Source organism: Streptomyces sp. NRRL F-5123 (genome assembly GCF_000721495.1).
In the GTDB taxonomy this organism is placed as follows: Bacteria; Actinomycetota; Actinomycetes; order Streptomycetales; family Streptomycetaceae; genus Actinacidiphila.
This window is the reverse complement of sequence record NZ_JOHY01000034.1, coordinates 66632-86055: the sequence shown is the minus strand read 5'-3', so window position 1 is coordinate 86055 and position 19424 is coordinate 66632. Positions and strand designations below refer to the sequence as shown.

Genomic DNA, 19424 nt, shown 5'->3' with positions numbered 1-19424 from the left:
ACTCAAATGACAGTGACTCTCAAAAAAGAGTAACTCGCATGACGAAGGCCCGCACCCCCCAGGGGGGTGCGGGCCTGTCGAGGAGCGCCGCCGCGGCCGTCCGCGCGGCTAGCCGTGCTGGTAGGCGACGAGCGAGATGCCGATGTAGTGGACGATGAACGCCGCCAGCGTGAAGGAGTGGAAGACCTCGTGGAAGCCGAACCAGCGCGGTGACGGGTTCGGCCGCTTGAAGCCGTAGACCGCCGCGCCCGTGCTGTACAGGACGCCGCCGACGATCACGCAGACCATCACCGCGACGCCGCCGGTGCGCAGGAAGTCCGGCAGGAAGAAGACGGCGACCCAGCCGAGCGCGATGTAGCAGGGCGTGTACAGCCACCGTGGCGCGCCGACCCAGAAGACCCGGAAGGCGATCCCCGCGAGCGCGCCCGCCCACACCAGCCACAGCAGCAGATGGGACGTTCCGCCCGGCAGCAGCAGTATCGCCAGCGGTGTGTAGGTGCCCGCGATGATCAGGAAGATGTTCGCATGGTCAAGCCGGCGCAAAATTCCGGAGACCCGCGGCCCCCAGTTCCCCCGGTGGTAAAGCGCGCTCACGCCGAAGAGTGCGCACGCCGACACCGTGAAGATTGCGCATGCGATGCGCCCTCTGGTGCTCTGGGCGAAGGCGGTCAGCGCGACGCCCGAGATGAGCACGGCCGGGAACATTCCGGCGTGCAACCACCCTCTGAGCTTGGGCTTTACAGATTTCGACGTATCGAGTGCATCGACTTCGGCGGGCATTTCAGCAGTCTGATCGACGGCGCTCATGGCGTCAATGCTACCTACGCCACCGTAGGTTGCCCGCCGAAGGCCCGCGTCGCATCGGCCGTCCGGGGCCCGCGATCGGCCGTTCGGGGAGCTGTTGTCGCGTGGTGTGGCTCACCCCCGGCGCTCTGGACAGACTCGACTGAGCGGGATCACACTCATATGAGTGCGGTCGGTACCGGACGGGCGCCCGCGACCCCGTGCAGGGGCGGGCACGCACGCGTCCGGGCCGCAGCCCCCAAGGGGCCGAACCAACACCCTCACCTCTCACGCCGGTCTGTGCGGACCCGGCGGGACGGAGCGATCGTGGCGCGCGGCAACCGTGACAGTGCGGCTCCCACCAACCACCAGGAACTGATCCGCTGGGTCGGCGACATCGCCGAGCTCACCCAGCCCGACGAGGTCGTCTGGTGCGACGGCTCGCAGGCCGAGTACGACCTGCTCGCGGCGGAACTCGTCGCCAAGGGCACCTTCACCCGGCTCGACCCGACCCTGCGGCCGAACTCGTACCACGCGGCGTCCGACCCCTCGGACGTCGCCCGCGTCGAGGACCGTACGTTCATCTGCTCGCAGCGGGAGCAGGACGCCGGCCCCACCAACCACTGGAAGGACCCCGCCGAGATGCGCGAGGTCTTCACGGGTGGAGCTGGGGGCACCTCCCGGGCCGAAGGCTCCGGGGGAGGGCTCTTCCGCGGGGCGATGCGCGGGCGGACGATGTACGTCGTGCCCTTCTGCATGGGCCCGCTCGGCTCACCGCTGTCCGCGATGGGCGTCGAGATCACCGACTCGGCGTACGTCGCCGCCTCGATGCGCACCATGACCCGCATGGGCAGCGCCGTCCTGGAGCAGCTCGGCAGCGACGGCGCCTTCGTCAAGGCCGTCCACTCCGTCGGCGCCCCGCTCGCCCCCGGCCAGGCCGACGTGCCCTGGCCCTGCAACACCACCAAGTACATCTCGCACTTCCCCGAGGACCGCGAGATCTGGTCGTACGGCTCCGGCTACGGCGGCAACGCGCTGCTCGGCAAGAAGTGCTACGCGCTGCGCATCGCATCCGTCATGGCCCGCGACGAGGGCTGGCTCGCCGAGCACATGCTCATCCTCAAGCTCACCCCGCCGCGCGGGGAGTCCCGCTACGTCGCCGCGGCCTTCCCGTCCGCCTGCGGCAAGACCAACCTGGCGATGCTGGAGCCCACCGTCTCCGGCTGGTCGGTCGAGACGATCGGCGACGACATCGCCTGGATGCGCTTCGGCGACGACGGCCGGCTCTATGCGATCAACCCCGAGGCCGGCTTCTTCGGTGTCGCCCCCGGCACCGGCGAGCACACCAACGCCAACGCCATGAAGACGATGTACGCCAACACCGTCTTCACCAACGTGGCCCGCACCGACGACGGCGACGTGTGGTGGGAGGGCATGACCGAACAGGCCCCCGCCCACCTCACCGACTGGAAGGGCAACGACTGGACCCCCGCGTCCGGCACGCCCGCCGCGCATCCCAACGCGCGCTTCACCGTCCCCGCGAGCCAGTGCCCGATCATCGCGCCCGAGTGGGAGGACCCGCGCGGCGTCCCGATCTCCGCGATCCTCTTCGGCGGCCGCCGCGCCACCGCGGTGCCGCTCGTCACGGAGTCCTTCGACTGGCAGCACGGCGTCTTCCTCGGCGCGAACATCTCCAGCGAGAAGACCGCCGCGGCCGAGGGCAAGGTCGGCGAACTGCGCCGGGACCCGTTCGCGATGCTGCCCTTCTGCGGCTACAACATGGGCGACTACTTCGCGCACTGGCTGGAGGTGGGCCGCGCCCACGACCCGGCGAAGCTGCCGAGGATCTACTACGTGAACTGGTTCCGCAAGGACGCGGCCGGCCGCTTCGTGTGGCCCGGCTTCGGCGAGAACGCGCGCGTGCTGAAGTGGGTGGTGGAGCGCCTGGAGGGTACGGCGGACGGCGTCCGCACCCCCATCGGCGTCCTCCCCGCGCCGGGCGCCCTCGACGTCGAGGGCCTGGGCCTGTCCCCCGAGGACCTGGAGCTGCTGCTGACGGTGGACCCGGAGACGTGGCGGGAGGAGGCCTCCCTGATCCCGCCGCACCTCTCCGCCTTCGGCGAGCACATGCCACCCGAGCTCTGGGCGGAGTACGAGGCGCTGGTCGCGCGCCTCGCTACTGCGTAGGGCCCGAGCGATCAGGGGCGCGTGGGAGGTACCCCCACGCGCCCCTGAAAACGCTCACCCCGCGCGGCAGCGCTCAGGGCTGCGAGTAGCCGTCCAGGAACCGGCCGATACGGCCGATCGCCTCGGTCAGGTCCTCCGCGCGGGGGAGGGTGACGATGCGGAAGTGATCGGGTTCCATCCAGTTGAAGCCCGTGCCGTGGACGATCATGATCTTTTCGGCCCGCAGCAGGTCGAGGACCATCTGGCGGTCGTCCTTGATCTTGTAGACCTGCGGGTCCAGGCGCGGGAAGGCGTACAGCGCGCCCTTCGGCTTGACGCACGTCACACCGGGGATCGAGGTCAGGGCCTCGTACGTCGCGTCGCGCTGCGCGCGCAGGCGGCCGCCGGGGAGGACGAGGGAGTTGATCGACTGGTGGCCGCCGAGCGCGGTCGCGATCGCGTGCTGCGCGGGCATGTTCGCGCACAGCCGCATGTTCGCCAGGATCGTCAGGCCCTCGATGTAGCTGGAGGCGTTCGACTTGGGCCCGCACACCGCGAGCCAGCCGCTGCGGTAGCCCGCCACCCGGTAGGCCTTGGACAGGCCGTTGAAGGTGAGCGTCAGCAGGTCGGGGGCGATCGCGGCGGTCGGGGTGTGGGTGGCGTCGTCGTAGAGGATCTTGTCGTAGATCTCGTCCGAGCACACGACCAGCCGGTGCCGGCGCGCGATGTCCGTGAGGCCGCGCAGCAGCTCGTCGTCGTAGACCGCGCCGGTCGGGTTGTTCGGGTTGATGATGACGATCGCCTTGGTGCGGTCGGTCACCTTGCGCTCGATGTCGGCGAGGTCCGGCATCCAGTCGGCCTGCTCGTCGCAGCGGTAGTGGACGGCGGTGCCGCCGGCGAGCGAGACCGAGGCCGTCCACAGCGGGTAGTCGGGCGCCGGGACCAGCACCTCGTCGCCGTCGTCGAGCAGCGCCTGCATCGACATCTGGATCAGCTCGGACACGCCGTTGCCGAGGTAGATGTCCTCGACGTCCAGCGGGACGCCCTTGGTCTGGTAGTGCTGCATCACCGCCCGGCGCGCGCTCAGCAGCCCCTTGGCGTCCCCGTAGCCGTGCGCGTCCTTCAGCTGCCGGAGCATGTCCTCCAGGATCTCGGGAGGACACTCGAAACCGAAGGGGGCCGGGTTGCCCGTGTTGAGCTTGAGGATGCGGTGACCGGCAGCCTCGAGCCGCATCGCCTCCTCAAGAACCGGGCCCCGGATCTCGTAACAGACATTTGCGAGCTTCGTCGACTGGATCACCTGCATGCCGGTCACCTTACGGCGGTGTTACGCGGGCCGCGCGGTGTTTTTCGCCACCCGGGCGACGCCGCGAACGCCCTGGCCGCGGGCTCAGCCGCCCGCGCCGCGGGACGGGCGGCGGCCCGTGCCGCGCACCGAGCGGCCCGCGAGGACGTCGGTCCTGCGGCCGTCCGCGACGACGAAGCGGCCGTCGATCAGGACGTACGGGACGCCGGTCGGGGGGCGGCGCGGGTGGTCGTACGTGGCGCCCGCCGCGACCGTCTCCGGGTCGAAGAGGACGAGGTCGGCGCGGTAGCCCTCGCGGACCAGGCCGCGGTCCGGGAGCCGCAGCCGCGCCGCCGGGCGCCCGGTGAGATGCGCCACGCACTCCTCGAGGCTCAGCACACCCAGCTCGCGCACGTAGTGGCCGAGGTAGTGCGGGAAGGTGCCGTACGCGCGCGGGTGCGGCTTCGCGCCGTGCAGGATGCCGTCCGAGCCGCCGGTGTGCGCGGGGTGCCGCATCACCGTGCGGACGTTCCGCTCGTCGCCGACGTGCTGCAGGATCGTCGTCCCCAGCCGGTCGGCCAGCAGCAGCGCGCGGGCCGCGGGCCAGCCGTCGAGCCGGGTGCCGACGCGGGGCGCGAGCGCGGGGTCGGCGGTGCCGGACACCTCGACCGTCGACCAGTCGACCGGTACACCGTGGCAGCCGTCCGAGCCCTCCACCTCCAGGGCGTGCCGGATCCGCTCCGCGGTGGGCTCGTCGCGGAGCCGGGCGAGCGTCGCGTCCGGGCCGCCGACCGCCGCCCAGCTCGGCAGCAGCGCGGCGAGCGTGGTGCAGCCCGCGGTGTAGGGGTACGTGTCCAGCGTCACGTCGGCGCCGTCCGCCGCGGCGGCGTCCAGCAGGGCCAGCAGGTCGGCCGCGCGGCCGGCGTTCTCGCCGAAGTTCATCGTCGCGTGCGCCAGGTGCAGGGGGCAGTGCGTCTCCCGGGCGATCGCGAGCATCTCCTCGTACGCGCGGAGGGTGCCCGCGCCGTAGGAGCGGTGGTGCGGGCAGAAGTAGCCGCCGTGGGCGGCGACCACCCGGCAGAGCTCGGCCAGCTCGGCGTCGGGGGCGTACATGCCGGGTGTGTACGTCAGGCCCGCCGACATGCCGACGGCGCCCTGGGCCATTCCCTCCGCCACCAGGCGCTTCATCGTCATGAGCTCGTCCGGGGCGGCCGGGCGGTCCTCCCAGCCGACCGCCGTCATCCGCACGGTGCCCTGCGGGACGAGGTACGCGGCGTTGACGGCGACGCCCGCGTCGAGGCGGTCGAGGTAGCCGCCGACCGTGCGCCAGTCGAACGTCACGTCCGAGCCGTCGCCGTTCCACCCCGCGATGAGGGTGCGCAGCGTGTCGAGGGTGCGGTCGTCGGCGGGCGCGTAGGACAGGCCGTCCTGGCCGAGGACTTCGAGGGTGACGCCCTGCGCCGTCTTGGCTTCGTGGGCCGGGTCGGAGAGGAGGGCGAGGTCGCTGTGGGCGTGCATGTCGATGAAGCCGGGGGCGAGGGCGAGGCCGGTGGCGTCGAGGGTCCTCCTGGCGGAGAGCTTTGCGCTCTTGACGCCCGGGGGGCGGATTTCGGTGATGCGGCCTTCTGCGATGGCGACGTCGGCGGGGTATCCGGCGTGCGCGCCGGTGCCGTCGATGACGTGCGCTCCGCGTATCACCAGGTCCATGGTCCAGACCATACGTTGCCCTTGCCGGGGGCTGGGCGGGGGGCGCTACGTTCTGCGTGGTGCGGTGGGCTGCGCGACCTTCCCGCCGGTGGGGGCTGGTCGCGCCCACGCGGCGCCAGCCGCACATCAGATGCAGCCCCGCGCCCCTGGTGTCACCCGGCGGGGCATCGCGTCCCTGGCGGGTGGGTGGGGTCGGGTGCCACTCCGGGGGTACCTCCTCGGAATGCGCGTCTGACGTCATGATGTGTCCGGTGCCGGACGGGGTGCGCATTCCTGCGGGGGCACCCCCGGATCGTCCCCCTCCCAGGTCTCGTGGGCGGCTGCACGCCGGTGGGGGCGGGGGTGGGTGGGGTGATCGTCCCCCTCCCGGCGTCTCGTCGGCGGCTGCACGCCGGTGGGGGTGATGTTGCAGGGACTGCGGTTCGCCCCCGACGGCGAATGCGCCCCGCAGGTGGGCAGAAAGCCGACGTCCTACCCGCACGGGCCCTCGCCGCCCGGGCGGCTGCCGGGCACGGCGGGTCAGCCCCCGACGGCGGGGCAGCCCCGCAGGTGGACAGAAGTTGTCGCTTCCACCTGCACGGGTGGTGGGGGTGGGAAACACCCGGCGCCGGCAGGCGCGGGCAGCCCCACCGGCGGGGGGCCTAGAAGAACGTGCGGACGTATTCCGTGACCGTGCCGGACTCCGTGGCGACGGGGATGAGGGGCCATTTGTCGAAGGTGGTGCAGGGGTGGGAGACGCCGAGGCTCACGAGGTCGCCGACCTCGAGGGGGTCGGCGGGGGGGACGTCGAGCCAGAGGTGCTGGTCGGAGATGCCGGTGACGCGGAGGGCGGAGGGGGCGGGGCGGAGCCCCGAGGGCGTGCGGACGGTGAGCGGGGTGGGGAGGCCGAGGTCGTAGGGGGCGTCGCGCTTGCCCGCGTTGAGGAAGGCCTGCGTGGGGGTGGGGCGGGAGACGACCTGGGCCCAGAGGCGGAAGGCGGGTTCGAGGTGGCCGGGGACGCGGGTGAAGGGGGTGATGCGGGCGTAGTGCTGGTCGTCGTGGGTGACGTACGCCCCGGAACGGAGCAGGGGGAGGACGGGCCGGGAGAGAACGGGCAGGTCGGCGAACACCTCGGCGACGGCGTCGAACCAGGCGGAGCCCCCCGCGCTGACGATGACGCGCTCGGCGTCGGCGAAGGCCCCGGCGCTGTCGAGGGAGGCGGCGAGGGCGGTGAGGCGGCGGAGCCAGGCGCGGACGCGGGCGGGGTCGGCGGCGGGGACCTCGCCCTCGTAGCCGGCGACGCCGACGAGCCGCAGGTGGGCCGCGGCGGCGGTCGCCTCGGCGACGGCGACGGCTTCCTCTTCGGTGCGGACGCCGGTGCGCGCGCCCTCGCCCGCGCCGAGTTCGACGACGACGTCGACGGGGCGGCGGGCACCGGCGAGGGCCGCGTCCATGAGGGCCACGCCGTGGGGGGAGTCGACGTAGCAGACGAAGTCGAAGCCGGGGTCCGCGTCGAGGTCGGCGGCGAGCCGGCGGAGGGCCGCGGGGTCGACCAGCTCGTTGGCGAGGAAGACCCGCGGGATGCCGAACGCGCGGGCCACGCGGAGCTGGTGGGGTACGGCCACGGTGATGCCCCAGGCCCCGTGGTCGAGCTGGCGGGCGAAGAGGCGGGGTGCCATGGACGTCTTGCCGTGGGGGGCGAAGGCGAGCCCGTGGTCGGTCGTCCAGCGTTCGAGGGCGGCGAGGTTGTGGTCCAGGGCTTCGGCGGACAGGACCAGCAGGGGGGTGCTGAAGCCGCCGCCGGTGAGCGTGCGGCGCTGGTCGGTGAGTTCACCGACGGTGAGCCCGTCCGCGTCGGGCGGCAGCCCCTTGAAGCGGTGGTCGATCCGCTCGTCGCGCAGCGCGGCGACCCGTTCGGCGACTGTTGCGGCAGCGTCGTCCATGCGCTCTCCGTACCCTGAAAGACGTTGCATCATGTGCAACGGTCATTGCGTATCGTGATTCGAGCTGTCTAACATCCGGTCCTGCGCCTGGTCAACGGCGGCAGACCCGAGGGGAAGTGAACGTGAGCGTGACGCCGAGCCTCGACGTCGTATGCCTGGGCGAGTCCATGGTCACCTTCGTGCCGAGTACGGGTGGGCCGCTGGCCGACGTACCCGCGTTCGAGCGGGGCATCGGAGGCGCGGAGTCCAACGTCGCCTGCACGCTGGCCCGCGCCGGGCACACGGCGCGGTGGGTCAGCCGGGTCGGCAGTGACGGCTTCGGCGATCATCTCGTCGAGACGATCGCCGGGGCGGGGGTGGACGTCGGCGCGGTGCAGCGCGACCCGCACCGGCCCACGGGCATCTACTTCCGTACGGCGGGCGAGCGCGCCACGACGCTGGACGCCGTTCCGGGGCGCGCCGAGGTCGTCTACTACCGCAAGGGCTCGGCCGCCTCCGCGCTGTCGCCCGCGCTGGTGCAGCGGCGCGACGTGTGGGCCGGGCGCGTGCTGCACCTGACCGGCATCACCTGCGCCCTGTCGGCGACCTGCAAGGCGCTGATGCGGCGGCTCACGCACCGCGAGCCGGGCCGACCGCTCGTCTCGTTCGACGTCAACCACCGCCCCGCGCTGTGGCACGGCGCCGACCCGTGGCTGCTCGCCGAACTCGCCAGGGGGTGCGACCTGGTGTTCGTCGGCGAGGACGAGGCACAGGCCGCGTGGGGCCTGCCGGACGCCGACGCGGTGCGGGCCGCGCTGCCGGAGCCGGCGACCGTCGTGGTCAAGCAGGGTGCGGGCGGCGCCACGGCCTTCAGTGGGGGGACGCGCGTGCACGTGCCCGCGCCGGCCGTGGACGTCGTCGCGCACGTCGGCGCGGGCGACGCCTTCGCCGCGGGTTTCCTGTCCGCGACGCTGCGCGGGCTGCCGCTGCGCGACCGGCTGCGGCACGGGCACCTGCTCGCCGCCGCGGCCCTCACCGTGCCCGGTGACCTGGCCGTACCGCCCTCGCGCGGGCACACCGACGCCCTCGCCGCCCTCGGCGACAGCGCATGGGGCAGACTGCGACTCGGCCCCGGCTGGACGGACCGGGCCGACGACCTGCTGGAGGAGGTGGCGCGGTGAGCCAGACCGTCGACCGGGCGCTGACCATCCTGCCGCTGCTCGCCGAGGGACCGGCGAGCCTGGAGCAGGTCGCCACCCGGCTCGACGTGCACAAGTCCACCGCGCTGCGGCTGCTGCGCACGCTGCACGAGCACGGCATGGTCTACCGCCAGCAGGACCAGCGCTACCGGCTCGGCGCCCGGCTCTTCGCGCTCGCCCAGCAGGCCGTCGAATCCCTCGACATCCGCGGCATCGCCCACCCGCACCTGGCCGCCCTCAACGCGCAGACCGGCCACACCGTGCACCTCGCCGTCTACGAGCAGGGCGAGGTCGTCTACATCGACAAGGTCGAGAGCCGCTACCCGGTGCGGATGTACTCGCGCATCGGCCGCCCGGTCGCCATCACCGTCGCCGCCGTCGCCAAGCTGCTGCTCGCCGACCTGCCCGAGCCCGAGCGGCGGGACGTCGCCGAGCACCTCGACTACCCGCGCTACACACCGCGTTCGACTCCGGACGCCGCCGCCTTCCTCGCCGAGCTGGCCCGCGTGCGCGAGCAGGGCTGGGCGAGCGACCTGGGCGGCCACGAGGAGTCCATCAACTGCGTCGGCGCCCCCGTCCGCGGGCCGGACGGCCGGGTGTGCGCGGCCATGTCCGTCTCCGCGCCCAACGTCGTGGTCGGTGCGGAGGAGTTGCTGCGGCTGCGGCCACTGATCCTGCGCACCGCCGAGGCCGTCGGGGCGGAGCTGTCCGGCGTCACGCCGCCCCCACCACTGACCGCACCCCAGAAAGGCGCCACCTGATGAGCGAAGTGCCCGAGGCCCACGTGAAGACGGCGATCACGCCGCCGACGCACACCGTCCCGCCGGCGAGGTTCTCGCACGGCGTGCGCAAGGGCGGCATCCTCCAGGTCGCGGGCCAGGTCGGCTTCCTGCCCGCGCAGGAGGGCCGCCCGCCCACCCCGGCGGGCCCCGACCTGCGCGCCCAGGTCCTCCAGACCCTCGCCAACGTCCAGGCCGTCCTGGAAGCGGGCGGCGCCTCCTGGGAGGACGCGGTGATGGTCCGGGTGTACCTGACGGACACCGCCCACTTCGCCGAGTTCAACGCCCTGTACGACGAGTATTTCGCCGCGCTGGCCCAGCCGCCCGCCGCCCGCACGACGGTGTACGTCGGCCTCCCGGCGGGCCTGCTCGTCGAGATCGACGCACTGGCCGTCCTGGGCTGACGCCCACCCGGCCGCGGCCGGCCCCGGGCCGCCCTCCGCGGAGGGCGGTGAGCGTTTTTCAGGGGCGCGGGGAACTGCGCGACCAGCCACCGACTGCCTGCACGTCGTCACCGGCCCGAAGGGGCAGTTCGGTTCGTGCCGGACCACCGGCCGGTGGTGGGTTGCGCGCGCAGTTCCCCGCGCCCCTCATGTCCTCCGGACTACGGGAGGGCGTGGACGTGCGGGCCGACGCCGTTGGACCACGTGTTGCCGGCGGAAGCGTCCCAGTTCGTGGACCAGGTCATCGCGCCGCCGATGCCCGGCCACGTGGTGGACGGCTTGAACGTGCCGCAGCCCGTGCCCTTCGCGAGGCAGTCGAGGGCGTTGTTGACGACGCTCGGGCTCACGTAGCCGGAGCCCGCCGCGCTGGTGGACGCCGGGGTGCCGATGCCGACCTGCGACGGGGACAGGCCCGCCTGGATCGCGGTGCAGGCGAGGGTGGTGATGAAGTCCACCGAGCCCTGGCTGTACACGCCGCCGTCGCAGCCGTTCATCGAACCGCTGTTGTAGTACTGCGTGTTGACGATGGTCAGGATGTCCTTGACCTTCAGCGCGGTGGCCAGGTAGTCACTGCCCGCCGACAGCATGTCGATCGTCTGCGGCGCCATCGTGATGATCAGGCCCGAGCCCGCCTTGGCGCTCAGCGCGCGCAGCGCCTGCGGCATGTAGGTGGAGTCGATGCCGTTCTCCAGGTCGATGTCGACGCCGTTGAAGCCGTACGTCTGCATCAGCGACCAGACGCTGTTGGCGAAGTTGGTCGCCGAGGCCGAGTCCCGCACGGAGATCGTGCCGTTCTGGCCGCCGACCGAGACGATGACCTTCTTGCCCGCCGCCTGCTTGGCGGCGATGTCGGCCTTGAACTGCGCCGCGCTGTAGTTGAGCGACGGGTCGAGGGTGAAGGAGACCGCGCCGGGCGTGCCGGTCGCGTCGGCGAAGGCGACGGCGATGATGTCGTACTGGCTCTGCACCTGCGCGACGGTCTGGACGGTCGCGCCGTTGTTGAAGTTCTGCCAGTAGCCGGTGACCAGGTGCTTGGGCAGGTTCCCTGCCGGAGGCGTGGTGGGCGGCGTCGTCGGGGGAGTCGTGGGCGGGGTGGTCGGGGGCGTGGTCGGGGGAGTCGTGGGTGCGGTGGTGGGCGGCGAGGAGGCGCCCGGCGTCCAGGTGGACGGGTCGGTGCCGCCGGTGCCGGTCGCGCCGATGTAGACGTAGCTGCCCTGGACGTACGCGCTCAGCGTGTACTGGGAGTTGGGCTTGACGCTCACGGTCTGCGAGCACTGGGCGTTGTCCGAGCCGGCCGGGGTGCCCTTGAGCGCGCCGGAGCCGGCGTGCACCGGGGCGGCGACGGCCGAGCCGCTGCCGGCGGTGCAGTTCCAGCCGGAAAGTCCGCTCTCGAAGCCGGAGTTGGCGACCAGGTTGGTGGTCGCGGCGCTGGCGCTGCCGTTGACGGCGAACGCCGCCGCCGCGCCGACCACGGTCGCCGCGCTCAGCACGGCGACGGTGCGCTGCCTGGTGGACGTTCTGCGATGGGCACGGCCCGCGTTATTCGCGTGCGATGCACGTTCCACGACTGCCTCCTGGGGGCAAGGAGTTGGGGGGTAGTGGGAGCGCGAAGGGAAAGAACCGGGGTGGTCCCGGTAAGGGAGAAAGTTGGTCCAGACCAATTGGGTTGTCAAGACCTCTTGCCGACAGCCGGTGTTCGCCTGTCCCGATACGCAACTTTGCGCACCCGACCCGCTACCCATCGATAAGCTGACGACCGTAAAACGCCAGGCCGAGGGGGCCGTTCAGGCGGAAAGGGGGAGGTTCCGGATGCCGAGTGTCATCACGGTCACCTCCGACGACCTCGCGCTACCGCTGGAGCAGCACGTCGCCCACGTCGCCGCCGCGCTCGACGCGTACGGCCACGTCGTCGCGCTCGCACCCGCCGAGGTCGACGACGCCGCCCGCCGCCGGCTGCACACCGTCCGGTCAGCCCTGGAGGCCGACCGGCTGGCCATCGTGCCGCTCGCCCTGCCGCCGCTGGCCCGCGTCCTGCTCGGCGAGCAGCTGCGCCAGCTCTCCGGCACCGACCTCGGGCCCGGCGTGCTGGCCGGCGCCGCCCGGCTGCTGTCGTACTACCTGCACTCCGGCGCGCTGCTCGGCTCCGTCGCCAAGCTCGACCGGGTGCCGGTCGGCGTCGGCAGCCACGTCAAGTCCCTCGTCCCCGGGCGGCACTTCGCCGTCCTCGCACACCCCGAGCCGTACGTCGGCGAGGCCGACCCGGCAGCCGTACCGCCCGGACCCGGGTACATGACGCAGCTCGCGCTCGCCGGCAAGGGCCTCGACCCGGGCTGGATCACCGGCCCGCTGGCCGCGGCGTGGCGCTCGCAGCACGTCCGCGAGGTACCGCTGCCGCCGGACTCCGCCCGCTGGTGGGGCACCGGCAAGCTCGTCGAGTTCACCGCCTACATCGCCGACGTCGGCATGCTCTACCAGCTCGTCACCTCGGTGCGGCGCGACACCTGCACCTGGTGCGGGCTCGAAGTCATCGGCGACCAGTGCCTGTTCTGCGCCACCCGGCTGGCCGACCGGCACGGCCCGGCCAAGCACGCCGCGAACCCGCGAGGGCGGTCCGTGGAGACCCCGCGCCGCCCCCAACTCGAACCCCACAAGCGATAGGTGCGACCGCACATGAACTCACGTCAGCGCCGTGGCGTCGTCCTGCTGGTGGTCTCCGCCGTCTGCGCGGTCGCCGCCTTCGCGGGAGTGCTCGCGGTCGTCAACGATGCGCGCTCCGAGGTCGGTTCGAAGGTCACCGCGTACGAGCTGACCACCGACGTACCCGCCTACCAGCAGCTCGACGCCTCCGACGTGCGCCAGGTCCAGGTCCCCTCGCGCTGGCTGCCGGGCACCGCGGTCCGCGACCTCGCGCAGGTGCGCGGCAAGATCGCCGCGGTCGCGCTCACCAAGGGCTCGCTGCTGCAGACCGACATGGTCGCGCCGCGCCCCCAGCTCAAGCCCGGCCAGATGGAGATCGCCATCATGATCGACGCCGAGACCGGCGTCGCCGGCAAGATCACCCCGGGCGCGCGGGTCAACATCTTCGCCACCTTCGCCGGAAAGACCGACGCCGCGCCGGACGTCTCGCGCATCATCGTCGCCGGCGCGCAGGTCGTCGACGTCGGCGAGATCAAGGCCTTCGACAAGAACGCCGAGTCCCAGCGGCAGTCCACCGAGGGCGTCCCCATCACCTTCGCCCTCGACGCCGAGGACGCCCAACGCGTCGCCTACGCCGAGTCGTTCGCCGAGCACGTCCGGCTCGCCCTGGTCGCGCCCGGCGACACCGCCGCCCCGCCCGCCGCGTCCCGCAACTACACGCTGGCTGGCGACACCGCGGGCGCGGGAGGTGCCCGCCCGTGACCATCCGCATCGTCGCCGGCACCTCCGACCAGGACGCCGCCCGCGCCCTCCTCGGCCTGCTCGCCCAGCTCCCCGGCGCGGAACCGGCCCCCGCGCTGCCCGACTCCGGCTCGCTGCTCGACCTGCTCGCGCGCGCCGCCGAGGCGGGTCTCGACGAGCTGCCCGAAGTCGTCATCGTCCACGAGACGATCGGCCCGATGCCCGCCCTGGACCTGGTCCGCGACATCGCGCTGCGCTTCCCCGCGGTCGGCGTCGTCCTGCTCACCCCCGACACCGGCCCCGCCGCGCTCGCCGCCGCGATGAACTCCGGGGCCCGCGGTGTCGTCGGACTCCCGCTCGCCTACGACGAGTTGGGCGCCCGCGTGGAGGCCGCCGCGACCTGGGCCGGCGGCGTGCGCCGGCACCTCGGCCCACAGCGCGCCGCCGCACTGCCCGCCGTCGCGGGCGGCACCGTGGTGGCCGTCGCGGGCGCCAAGGGTGGCGTCGGCACGACCGTCACCGCCGTCCACGTCGCCCTCGCCGCGCTCGCCTCCGGCCGCTCCACCGCGCTGGTCGACCTCGACCTCCAGGGCGGCGACATCGCCTCCTACCTCGACGTGCAGTTCCGCCGCTCCGTCGCCGACCTCGCCGGCATCTCCGACGTCTCCTCGCGCGTCCTGCAGGACGCCATGTACGTCCACGAGTCCGGCCTCGCCCTGCTCCTCGCCCCCGCCGACGGGGAGCGCGGCGAGGAGGTCACCGATCGTGCCGCCCGCCTCGTCCTCACCGCCCTGCGGCAGCGCTACGAGGTCGTCGTCGTCGACTGCGGCACCCAGATCACCGGCGCGAACGCGGTCGCCGTCGAGGTCGCCGACACCGCGGTGCTCGTCACCACCCCCGACGTCGTCGCCGTACGCGCCGCCAAACGCATGGTGCGGCTGTGGGACCGGCTGCAGATCCGCAAGCCCCAGGACACGGTCGCGGTCGTCAACCGCCACACCCGCACCACCGAGATCCAGCCCACCCTGGTCGGCCGTATCACCGGCACCCGCATCGCCGCGTCGGTCGTCCCCGCCGCCTTCCGCGAGCTCCAGCCCGTCATCGACGCGGGCCGCCTCCACGACCTCGACGCCCGCTCCACCGTCAAGGCCGGCATCTGGTCCCTCGCCGGCGAGATCGGCGTCGTCACCGGCGCGACGCTTCCCGCTCCGCGGGGCAAGAAGTCCCGCCGCGAACGCAAGGACGCGGCCGCGTCCGGTACGGGGAAAGGCGACCGGGGCGACCGGGGCCAGGTGACCCTGGAGACCCTCGGGATGACGCCGATCATCCTCGTCACCCTCATCCTGGTGTGGCAGGCCGTCCTCGCGGGCTACACCTTCACCCTCGCGGGCAACGCGGCGGACGAGGCCGCGCGCGCCGCCGCGGTCGCCGCGGACCCGCAGTCCGCGGCGGAGGAGGCTGCCGCGTCCGACCTGCCCGGCGCGTGGGCCGACTCCGCGGACGTCAAAACCTCCACCTCGGACGGCACGGTGTCGGTGACGGTGACGCTGAAGGTGCCGGTCCTCTTCCCGGGCGCGATCGACTTCCCGGCGAAGATCCACGGCCACGCCCGCATCCCCCGCGAACGGCCCGCGGGATGAGGTATCTGCTGCGCAGGGCGGTGAGCGTTTGTCGTCGCCGGGCGACCGCCCCGGGGCCGCGGCTGCGCGGCGGGGCAACTCCCACGGCACGGCTGCGCTGCCGGGCGGGCGTTTTGAGGGACGCGTGGTACCTCCCGGGCGAAGCCCTGGGGGAGAACTGCACGAGCAACCCACCACCGGCCGGCGGTCCAGGGGGCACCGCCCAGGCGACGTTCTGGGGGAGGACCGAACTGCCCCTTTCGGTCGGTGGCGGAGTGCGGCGCCGTCTGCGCCGGGCGCGCAGTTCTCCCCCGGCGCTTCGCCGGGGAGGTGCCCCCACGCGCCCCCGGACGCCCGCCCCGCGGCGCAGCCGCACCCCCGGCGTACCGCCTGCCGCGGGCGGGAAGCTCGGCCCGCGGCTCAGCCGCGGCCTTGGCGGGCGTGGCCGGCGGACGGGGGAGAGGGGCGTGGCCTCGCTGGAATACCTCGGGATGCTCCCGTTCCTGCTGCTCATCGCCCTCGCGGGGATCCAGCTGGGCCTTGTCGCCTACTGCGGCGAACAGGCGGGGACGGCGGCCCGCGCGGCAGCGCGTACCGCCGCGCTGCCGCCGCCGGACGGGGGCACGGGCGCGGGGACGCAGGCCGGGGGCGCGGCCGTCAGCGACTGGCTGACCGTCAGGATCGGCTGGGGGACGTCCCCTGACTCGTACACCGCCACCGCGAAGGTCGACGTGCCCTCCGTGCTTCCCGGAGTGCACCTGTTCGGGCCCGTGTCGCGGTCAGCGACCATGCCGAGGGAGGACACCGCCCCATGAGCCTGCGTGCGCGCCTCGCCGCCGACGAGCCCACCCCGCAGACGCAGGAGAGTCACCTCGTCGCGGTCTACCGGGCCAAGCTGCTCCAGGAGATCGACCTCGCCGAGATGTCGACGCTCGCGCCCGCCGAGCGCCGGGCACGGCTGGAGCGGGTGCTCGGGCACATCATCAGCCGCGAGGGCCCGGTGCAGTCGACCGCCGAGCGCGCCGCGCTGATCCGCCGGGTCGTGGACGAGGCGCTGGGCCTCGGCATCCTGGAGCCGCTGCTGGAGGACGCGTCGATCACCGAGATCATGGTGAACGGCCCGGACCGCATCTACGTCGAGCGCGGCGGCCGCATCGAGCAGGTAGCCGCCCGCTTCTCGTCCGCCGAGCAGCTGCTGCAGACGATCGAGCGCATCGTGTCGACGGTCAACCGCCGGGTGGACGAGTCGAATCCGATGGTCGACGCGCGCCTGCCGTCCGGCGAGCGCGTCAACGTCATCATCCCGCCGCTGGCCCTGACCGGGCCGACGCTCACCATCCGCCGCTTCCCACGCGCGTACACGCTCAAGGAGCTCATCGGGCTCGGCACGCTCGACGAGCACATGCTGCTGCTGCTCGCCTCGCTGGTCCGCGCGAAGTGCAACATCATCGTGAGCGGCGGTACGGGCTCGGGCAAGACGACGCTGCTGAACGCCCTCTCCGGGCTGATCCCGGACGGTGAGCGGATCATCACCGTCGAGGACGCCGCCGAACTCCAGCTCCAGCAGGAGCACGTGATCCGGCTGGAGTCGCGCCCGCCCAACGTCGAGGGCGAAGGCCGGGTCACCATCCGGGACCTGGTGCGCAACAGCCTGCGCATGCGCCCCGACCGGATCATCGTCGGCGAGGTCCGCGGCGGTGAGACCCTGGACATGCTGCAGGCCATGTCCACCGGCCACGACGGGTCGTTGGCCACCGTGCACGCCAACTCCGCGGAGGACGCGGTGCTGCGGCTGCAGACGCTGGCGTCGATGAGCGAGGTCAAGATCCCCTACGAGGCACTGCGCGACCAGATCAACAGCGCCGTCGACGTCATCGTGCAGCTGAACCGGCACATCGACGGCACGCGCCGCATCGCCGAGATCGCCGTGCTGTCCTCGCGCGGCCGCGACGTCTTCCGGCTCACCTCCGCGTCCCGCTTCCGCGCCGAGCCGCTCGGCGTCGACCGCATCGTCCGCGGCTGGTACGAACACCGGCCCGTGCCACGGGAGATCGGCGAGCGGCTCTACCTCGCCGGCGAACACGTGCCCGCCGCCTTCGGGGTGGGCGAGAGCGAACTCGAACTCGACAGCCGGGAGGCCAAGTGAGCGCGTTCCAGGCCCTCGTGGCGTCGGCGACCGGCGCTCCACCGGAGGGCGTCCGCTCGCAAGCCGCCGCCGGGGGGCGCAACTTCGCCGCGGGCCCCTATCCGCTGCTGGTGCTGGGCGTCACGCTGCTCGCCCTGCTGCTCGCGGTGTGGGGCCTGCACGCGTGGCGCGGGGGCCGCGCCGACCGGGCCGCGCTCGTCGAACGGCTCGCCGCCGAGCTGGGCGCCGCGGGCGAGGCGCGCGGCTCGACCGTGCCCTTCGCGCGGCTCGACCGCCTGGTGCGAGGCTACGCATGGGGCCGCAGGCTCGCCGGGCAGCTCGCCGCGACCGGCACCGACCTCACGCCGGGGCAGTTCACGGCCGCCTCGATCGGCGTCGTGGCCGGGGCGTGGGTCGCCGCGTGGGTGGTCTTCGCACCGTTCTTCGGGCCGATAGCCGCGCTCGTCGCGGGCTGGACCGCGTACTCCTTCCTGGAATGGCGCCGCCGGGTGCGCACCGAGCGCTTCATCGCCCAACTCCCGGACCTGGCCCGCGTGCTGGCCAACGCCACGCAGGCCGGGCTGGCACTGCGCACCGCCGTGTCGATGGCCGCGGAGGAGCTGGACGCGCCCGCGGGCGAGGAGCTGCGGCAGGTCGCCGACGCGATGGCCCTCGGCCACTCCGTCGAGGACGCGCTCGGCGAGCTGCAGCAGCGGCTGCCGAGCCGCGAGCTGGTCGTCCTGGTCTCCACGCTCGTGCTCTCCAGCCGGGCCGGCGGCTCGGTCGTCGAGTCGCTGCGCAACCTCACCGTCACCCTGGAGGAGCGCAAGGAGACCCGGCGCGAGATCCGTACCCAGATGTCCCAGGTCACCGTCACCGCCTACGCCGTACCGGTCATCGGCCTCGGCTCGCTCTTCCTGCTGGACCGCGTCATGCCCGGCTCGCTGAGCGCCATGACCGGCTCCACCGTCGGCCGGATCTGCGTCCTGATCTCGCTCGGGCTGTACGTCGTCGGCTTCGCCCTGATCCGCCGGATGTCGAGGATCGACATATGAGCACCAGCACCATGACCCTCGCCGGCCTCGGGCTGGCCCTCGCGCTGGCCGCCTGCGCGGTCGGCGTCGTCCACGCGGTGGGCCTGCTGCGCTCCGACGCCAAGCTCCCCGACGACCTCGCGCTCGCCCTGGAGGTCGGCAGCACCCGCACCACCCGCGCCGGCAACGCCGTCGACCGGCTCGGCATCCGCTGGGCCCCGCTGGTGATGCGGCTCATGGGACCCGCCCGCGTCGCGAAGATGCGCGCCCGCATCGAACACGCGGGCCACCCGCACGGGTTGACCGTCGAGCGGTACGCCGCGCGGCGCGCGGTCCACGGCTTCCTCGGCGGTCTCACCGCCCTGCTGCTCATCACCCGCGGCAGCTGGTTCCTGGCCCTGCTGCTGCTCGCCTACGGCTGGTTCTGGGCCGACCTCGGCCTCTGGCTCGCCATCCGCCGCCGCCGCGACGACATCGAGCGCACCCTGCCCGACTTCCTCGACGTCCTCGCCGTCGTCGTGAGCGCCGGCCTCGGCTTCCGGCAGGCGCTGGAACGCGTCAACGCCGTCTACGAAGGCCCCTGGTCCGACGAGATCCGCATCGCCCTGCGCCAGATGGACGTCGGCGTCAGCCGCCGCGACGCCTTCGACCAGCTCCGCAAGCGCAACCGCAGCGACCAGGTCGGCCAGTTCGTCACCGCCCTCCAGCAGGGCGAGGAACTCGGCGCGCCCATCGCCCGCACCCTTCTCCAGATCGCGACCGACATGCGCCGCACCGAGGCCCAGAGCGCCCGCCGCCGCGCGGCCCGTATGGTCCCCCGCGCCACTGGCGTGATCACCGTGCTCCTCGTTCCCGCCACGATGATCCTGCTGATCTCCGGCACCCTCATCGGCTCGCAGATCCACTTCGGCGACATCTTCGGCGGCGGCGGTGAATGAAGTGGAGTGGGCGGTGCCGGAAACGGTGATCATGCTGCGACAGGCGGTGAGCAACCGCCATGCTGTA

Annotated in this window: 16 protein-coding genes; 11 read left to right on the top strand and 5 right to left on the bottom strand. The window is 73.0% G+C overall.

Annotation, left to right across the window (positions count from 1 at the left end; all coding sequences use genetic code 11):
• Positions 1–108: 108 nt before the first annotated feature.
• Positions 109–780, bottom strand: coding sequence for a PAQR family membrane homeostasis protein TrhA (gene trhA, locus IH54_RS0124410; protein ID WP_052397810.1), 672 nt, complete (start codon positions 778–780; stop codon positions 109–111).
• A gap of 330 nt (positions 781–1110) precedes the next feature.
• On the opposite strand from trhA, the gene IH54_RS0124405 reads away from it, so the two are divergent.
• Positions 1111–2970, top strand: coding sequence for a phosphoenolpyruvate carboxykinase (GTP) (locus IH54_RS0124405; RefSeq protein ID WP_031520471.1), 1860 nt, complete (start codon positions 1111–1113; stop codon positions 2968–2970).
• A 73-nt stretch (positions 2971–3043) separates the two neighbouring features.
• Here the strand turns inward: IH54_RS0124405 and IH54_RS0124400 are convergent, their stop codons facing one another.
• The 3 genes from IH54_RS0124400 to IH54_RS0124390 all read right to left on the bottom strand — a co-directional run bounded on the left by IH54_RS0124400 (position 3044) and on the right by IH54_RS0124390 (position 7863).
• Complete coding sequence (locus IH54_RS0124400; protein ID WP_031520469.1) at positions 3044–4255, bottom strand: pyridoxal phosphate-dependent aminotransferase; 1212 nt, start codon at positions 4253–4255, stop codon at positions 3044–3046.
• 84 nt (positions 4256–4339) lie between these two features.
• Positions 4340–5941: an N-acyl-D-amino-acid deacylase family protein gene (locus tag IH54_RS0124395; protein ID WP_031520467.1), complete on the bottom strand. Its 1602-nt coding sequence runs from the start codon at positions 5939–5941 to the stop codon at positions 4340–4342.
• A gap of 641 nt (positions 5942–6582) precedes the next feature.
• The gene (locus tag IH54_RS0124390) at positions 6583–7863 is read right to left on the bottom strand and encodes an alanine racemase (protein ID WP_031520465.1); all 1281 of its coding nucleotides are present in this window, start codon (positions 7861–7863) and stop codon (positions 6583–6585) included.
• Between the two features lie 122 nt (positions 7864–7985).
• Between IH54_RS0124390 and IH54_RS0124385 the strand changes: the two genes are divergently transcribed.
• Genes IH54_RS0124385 through IH54_RS0124375 form a run of 3 tightly spaced genes read left to right on the top strand, consistent with a single transcriptional unit; the run spans position 7986 to position 10224 of the window.
• The gene (locus IH54_RS0124385; RefSeq protein WP_267965224.1) at positions 7986–9023 is read left to right on the top strand and encodes a sugar kinase; all 1038 of its coding nucleotides are present in this window, start codon (positions 7986–7988) and stop codon (positions 9021–9023) included.
• A complete protein-coding gene (locus IH54_RS0124380) occupies positions 9020–9802 on the top strand; it encodes an IclR family transcriptional regulator (RefSeq protein WP_031520460.1) in 783 nt (260 codons plus the stop codon). Before IH54_RS0124385 ends, IH54_RS0124380 begins: the two co-directional genes overlap by 4 nt.
• The gene (locus IH54_RS0124375) at positions 9802–10224 is read left to right on the top strand and encodes a RidA family protein (protein ID WP_031520458.1); all 423 of its coding nucleotides are present in this window, start codon (positions 9802–9804) and stop codon (positions 10222–10224) included. The genes IH54_RS0124380 and IH54_RS0124375 overlap by 1 nt, the downstream gene beginning before the upstream one ends.
• Positions 10225–10424: 200 nt before the next feature.
• Here IH54_RS0124375 and IH54_RS0124370 read toward each other — a convergent pair whose 3' ends face one another.
• On the bottom strand, positions 10425–11828 hold the full coding sequence (locus IH54_RS0124370) for a chitinase (RefSeq protein ID WP_420711799.1): 1404 nt from the start codon (positions 11826–11828) through the stop codon (positions 10425–10427).
• 244 nt (positions 11829–12072) lie between these two features.
• Here IH54_RS0124370 and IH54_RS0124365 point away from each other — a divergent pair, with 244 nt between their 5' ends.
• From IH54_RS0124365 to IH54_RS0124335, 7 genes are all read left to right on the top strand, one after another.
• Complete coding sequence (locus IH54_RS0124365) at positions 12073–12921, top strand: hypothetical protein (protein ID WP_199923451.1); 849 nt, start codon at positions 12073–12075, stop codon at positions 12919–12921.
• 12 nt (positions 12922–12933) lie between these two features.
• Complete coding sequence (cpaB, locus tag IH54_RS0124360) at positions 12934–13662, top strand: Flp pilus assembly protein CpaB (RefSeq protein WP_031520452.1); 729 nt, start codon at positions 12934–12936, stop codon at positions 13660–13662.
• Positions 13659–15281 carry an AAA family ATPase gene (locus tag IH54_RS0124355; RefSeq protein WP_031520449.1) on the top strand — a complete coding sequence of 541 codons (1623 nt, stop codon included), beginning with the start codon at positions 13659–13661 and terminating at the stop codon, positions 15279–15281. Before cpaB ends, IH54_RS0124355 begins: the two co-directional genes overlap by 4 nt.
• A 446-nt stretch (positions 15282–15727) precedes the next feature.
• Complete coding sequence (locus IH54_RS0124350) at positions 15728–16075, top strand: TadE/TadG family type IV pilus assembly protein (protein WP_234343777.1); 348 nt, start codon at positions 15728–15730, stop codon at positions 16073–16075.
• Positions 16072–17406: a CpaF family protein gene (locus IH54_RS0124345; RefSeq protein WP_031520444.1), complete on the top strand. Its 1335-nt coding sequence runs from the start codon at positions 16072–16074 to the stop codon at positions 17404–17406. Before IH54_RS0124350 ends, IH54_RS0124345 begins: the two co-directional genes overlap by 4 nt.
• Before the next feature lie 104 nt (positions 17407–17510).
• Positions 17511–18440 (top strand): type II secretion system F family protein, encoded by a 930-nt coding sequence (locus IH54_RS0124340; RefSeq protein WP_031520442.1) that lies wholly within the window; start codon positions 17511–17513, stop codon positions 18438–18440.
• Positions 18437–19357, top strand: coding sequence for a type II secretion system F family protein (locus IH54_RS0124335; protein WP_078862485.1), 921 nt, complete (start codon positions 18437–18439; stop codon positions 19355–19357). The genes IH54_RS0124340 and IH54_RS0124335 overlap by 4 nt, the downstream gene beginning before the upstream one ends.
• The last annotated feature ends 67 nt before the right edge of the window (positions 19358–19424 follow it).

Bases quoted from the DNA above. Each gene is read 5' to 3' on its own strand.
- cpaB (WP_031520452.1), top strand. From the start codon at position 12,934: ATGAACTCACGTCAGCGCCGTGGCGTCGTCCTGCTGGTGGTCTCCGCC.
- IH54_RS0124395 (WP_031520467.1), bottom strand. From the start codon at position 5,941: ATGGACCTGGTGATACGCGGAGCGCACGTCATCGACGGCACCGGCGCG.
- IH54_RS0124335 (WP_078862485.1), top strand. From the start codon at position 18,437: ATGAGCACCAGCACCATGACCCTCGCCGGCCTCGGGCTGGCCCTCGCG.
- trhA (WP_052397810.1), bottom strand. From the start codon at position 780: ATGCCCGCCGAAGTCGATGCACTCGATACGTCGAAATCTGTAAAGCCC.
- IH54_RS0124400 (WP_031520469.1), bottom strand. From the start codon at position 4,255: ATGCAGGTGATCCAGTCGACGAAGCTCGCAAATGTCTGTTACGAGATC.
- IH54_RS0124365 (WP_199923451.1), top strand. From the start codon at position 12,073: ATGCCGAGTGTCATCACGGTCACCTCCGACGACCTCGCGCTACCGCTG.
- IH54_RS0124375 (WP_031520458.1), top strand. From the start codon at position 9,802: ATGAGCGAAGTGCCCGAGGCCCACGTGAAGACGGCGATCACGCCGCCG.
- IH54_RS0124390 (WP_031520465.1), bottom strand. From the start codon at position 7,863: ATGGACGACGCTGCCGCAACAGTCGCCGAACGGGTCGCCGCGCTGCGC.
- IH54_RS0124345 (WP_031520444.1), top strand. From the start codon at position 16,072: ATGAGCCTGCGTGCGCGCCTCGCCGCCGACGAGCCCACCCCGCAGACG.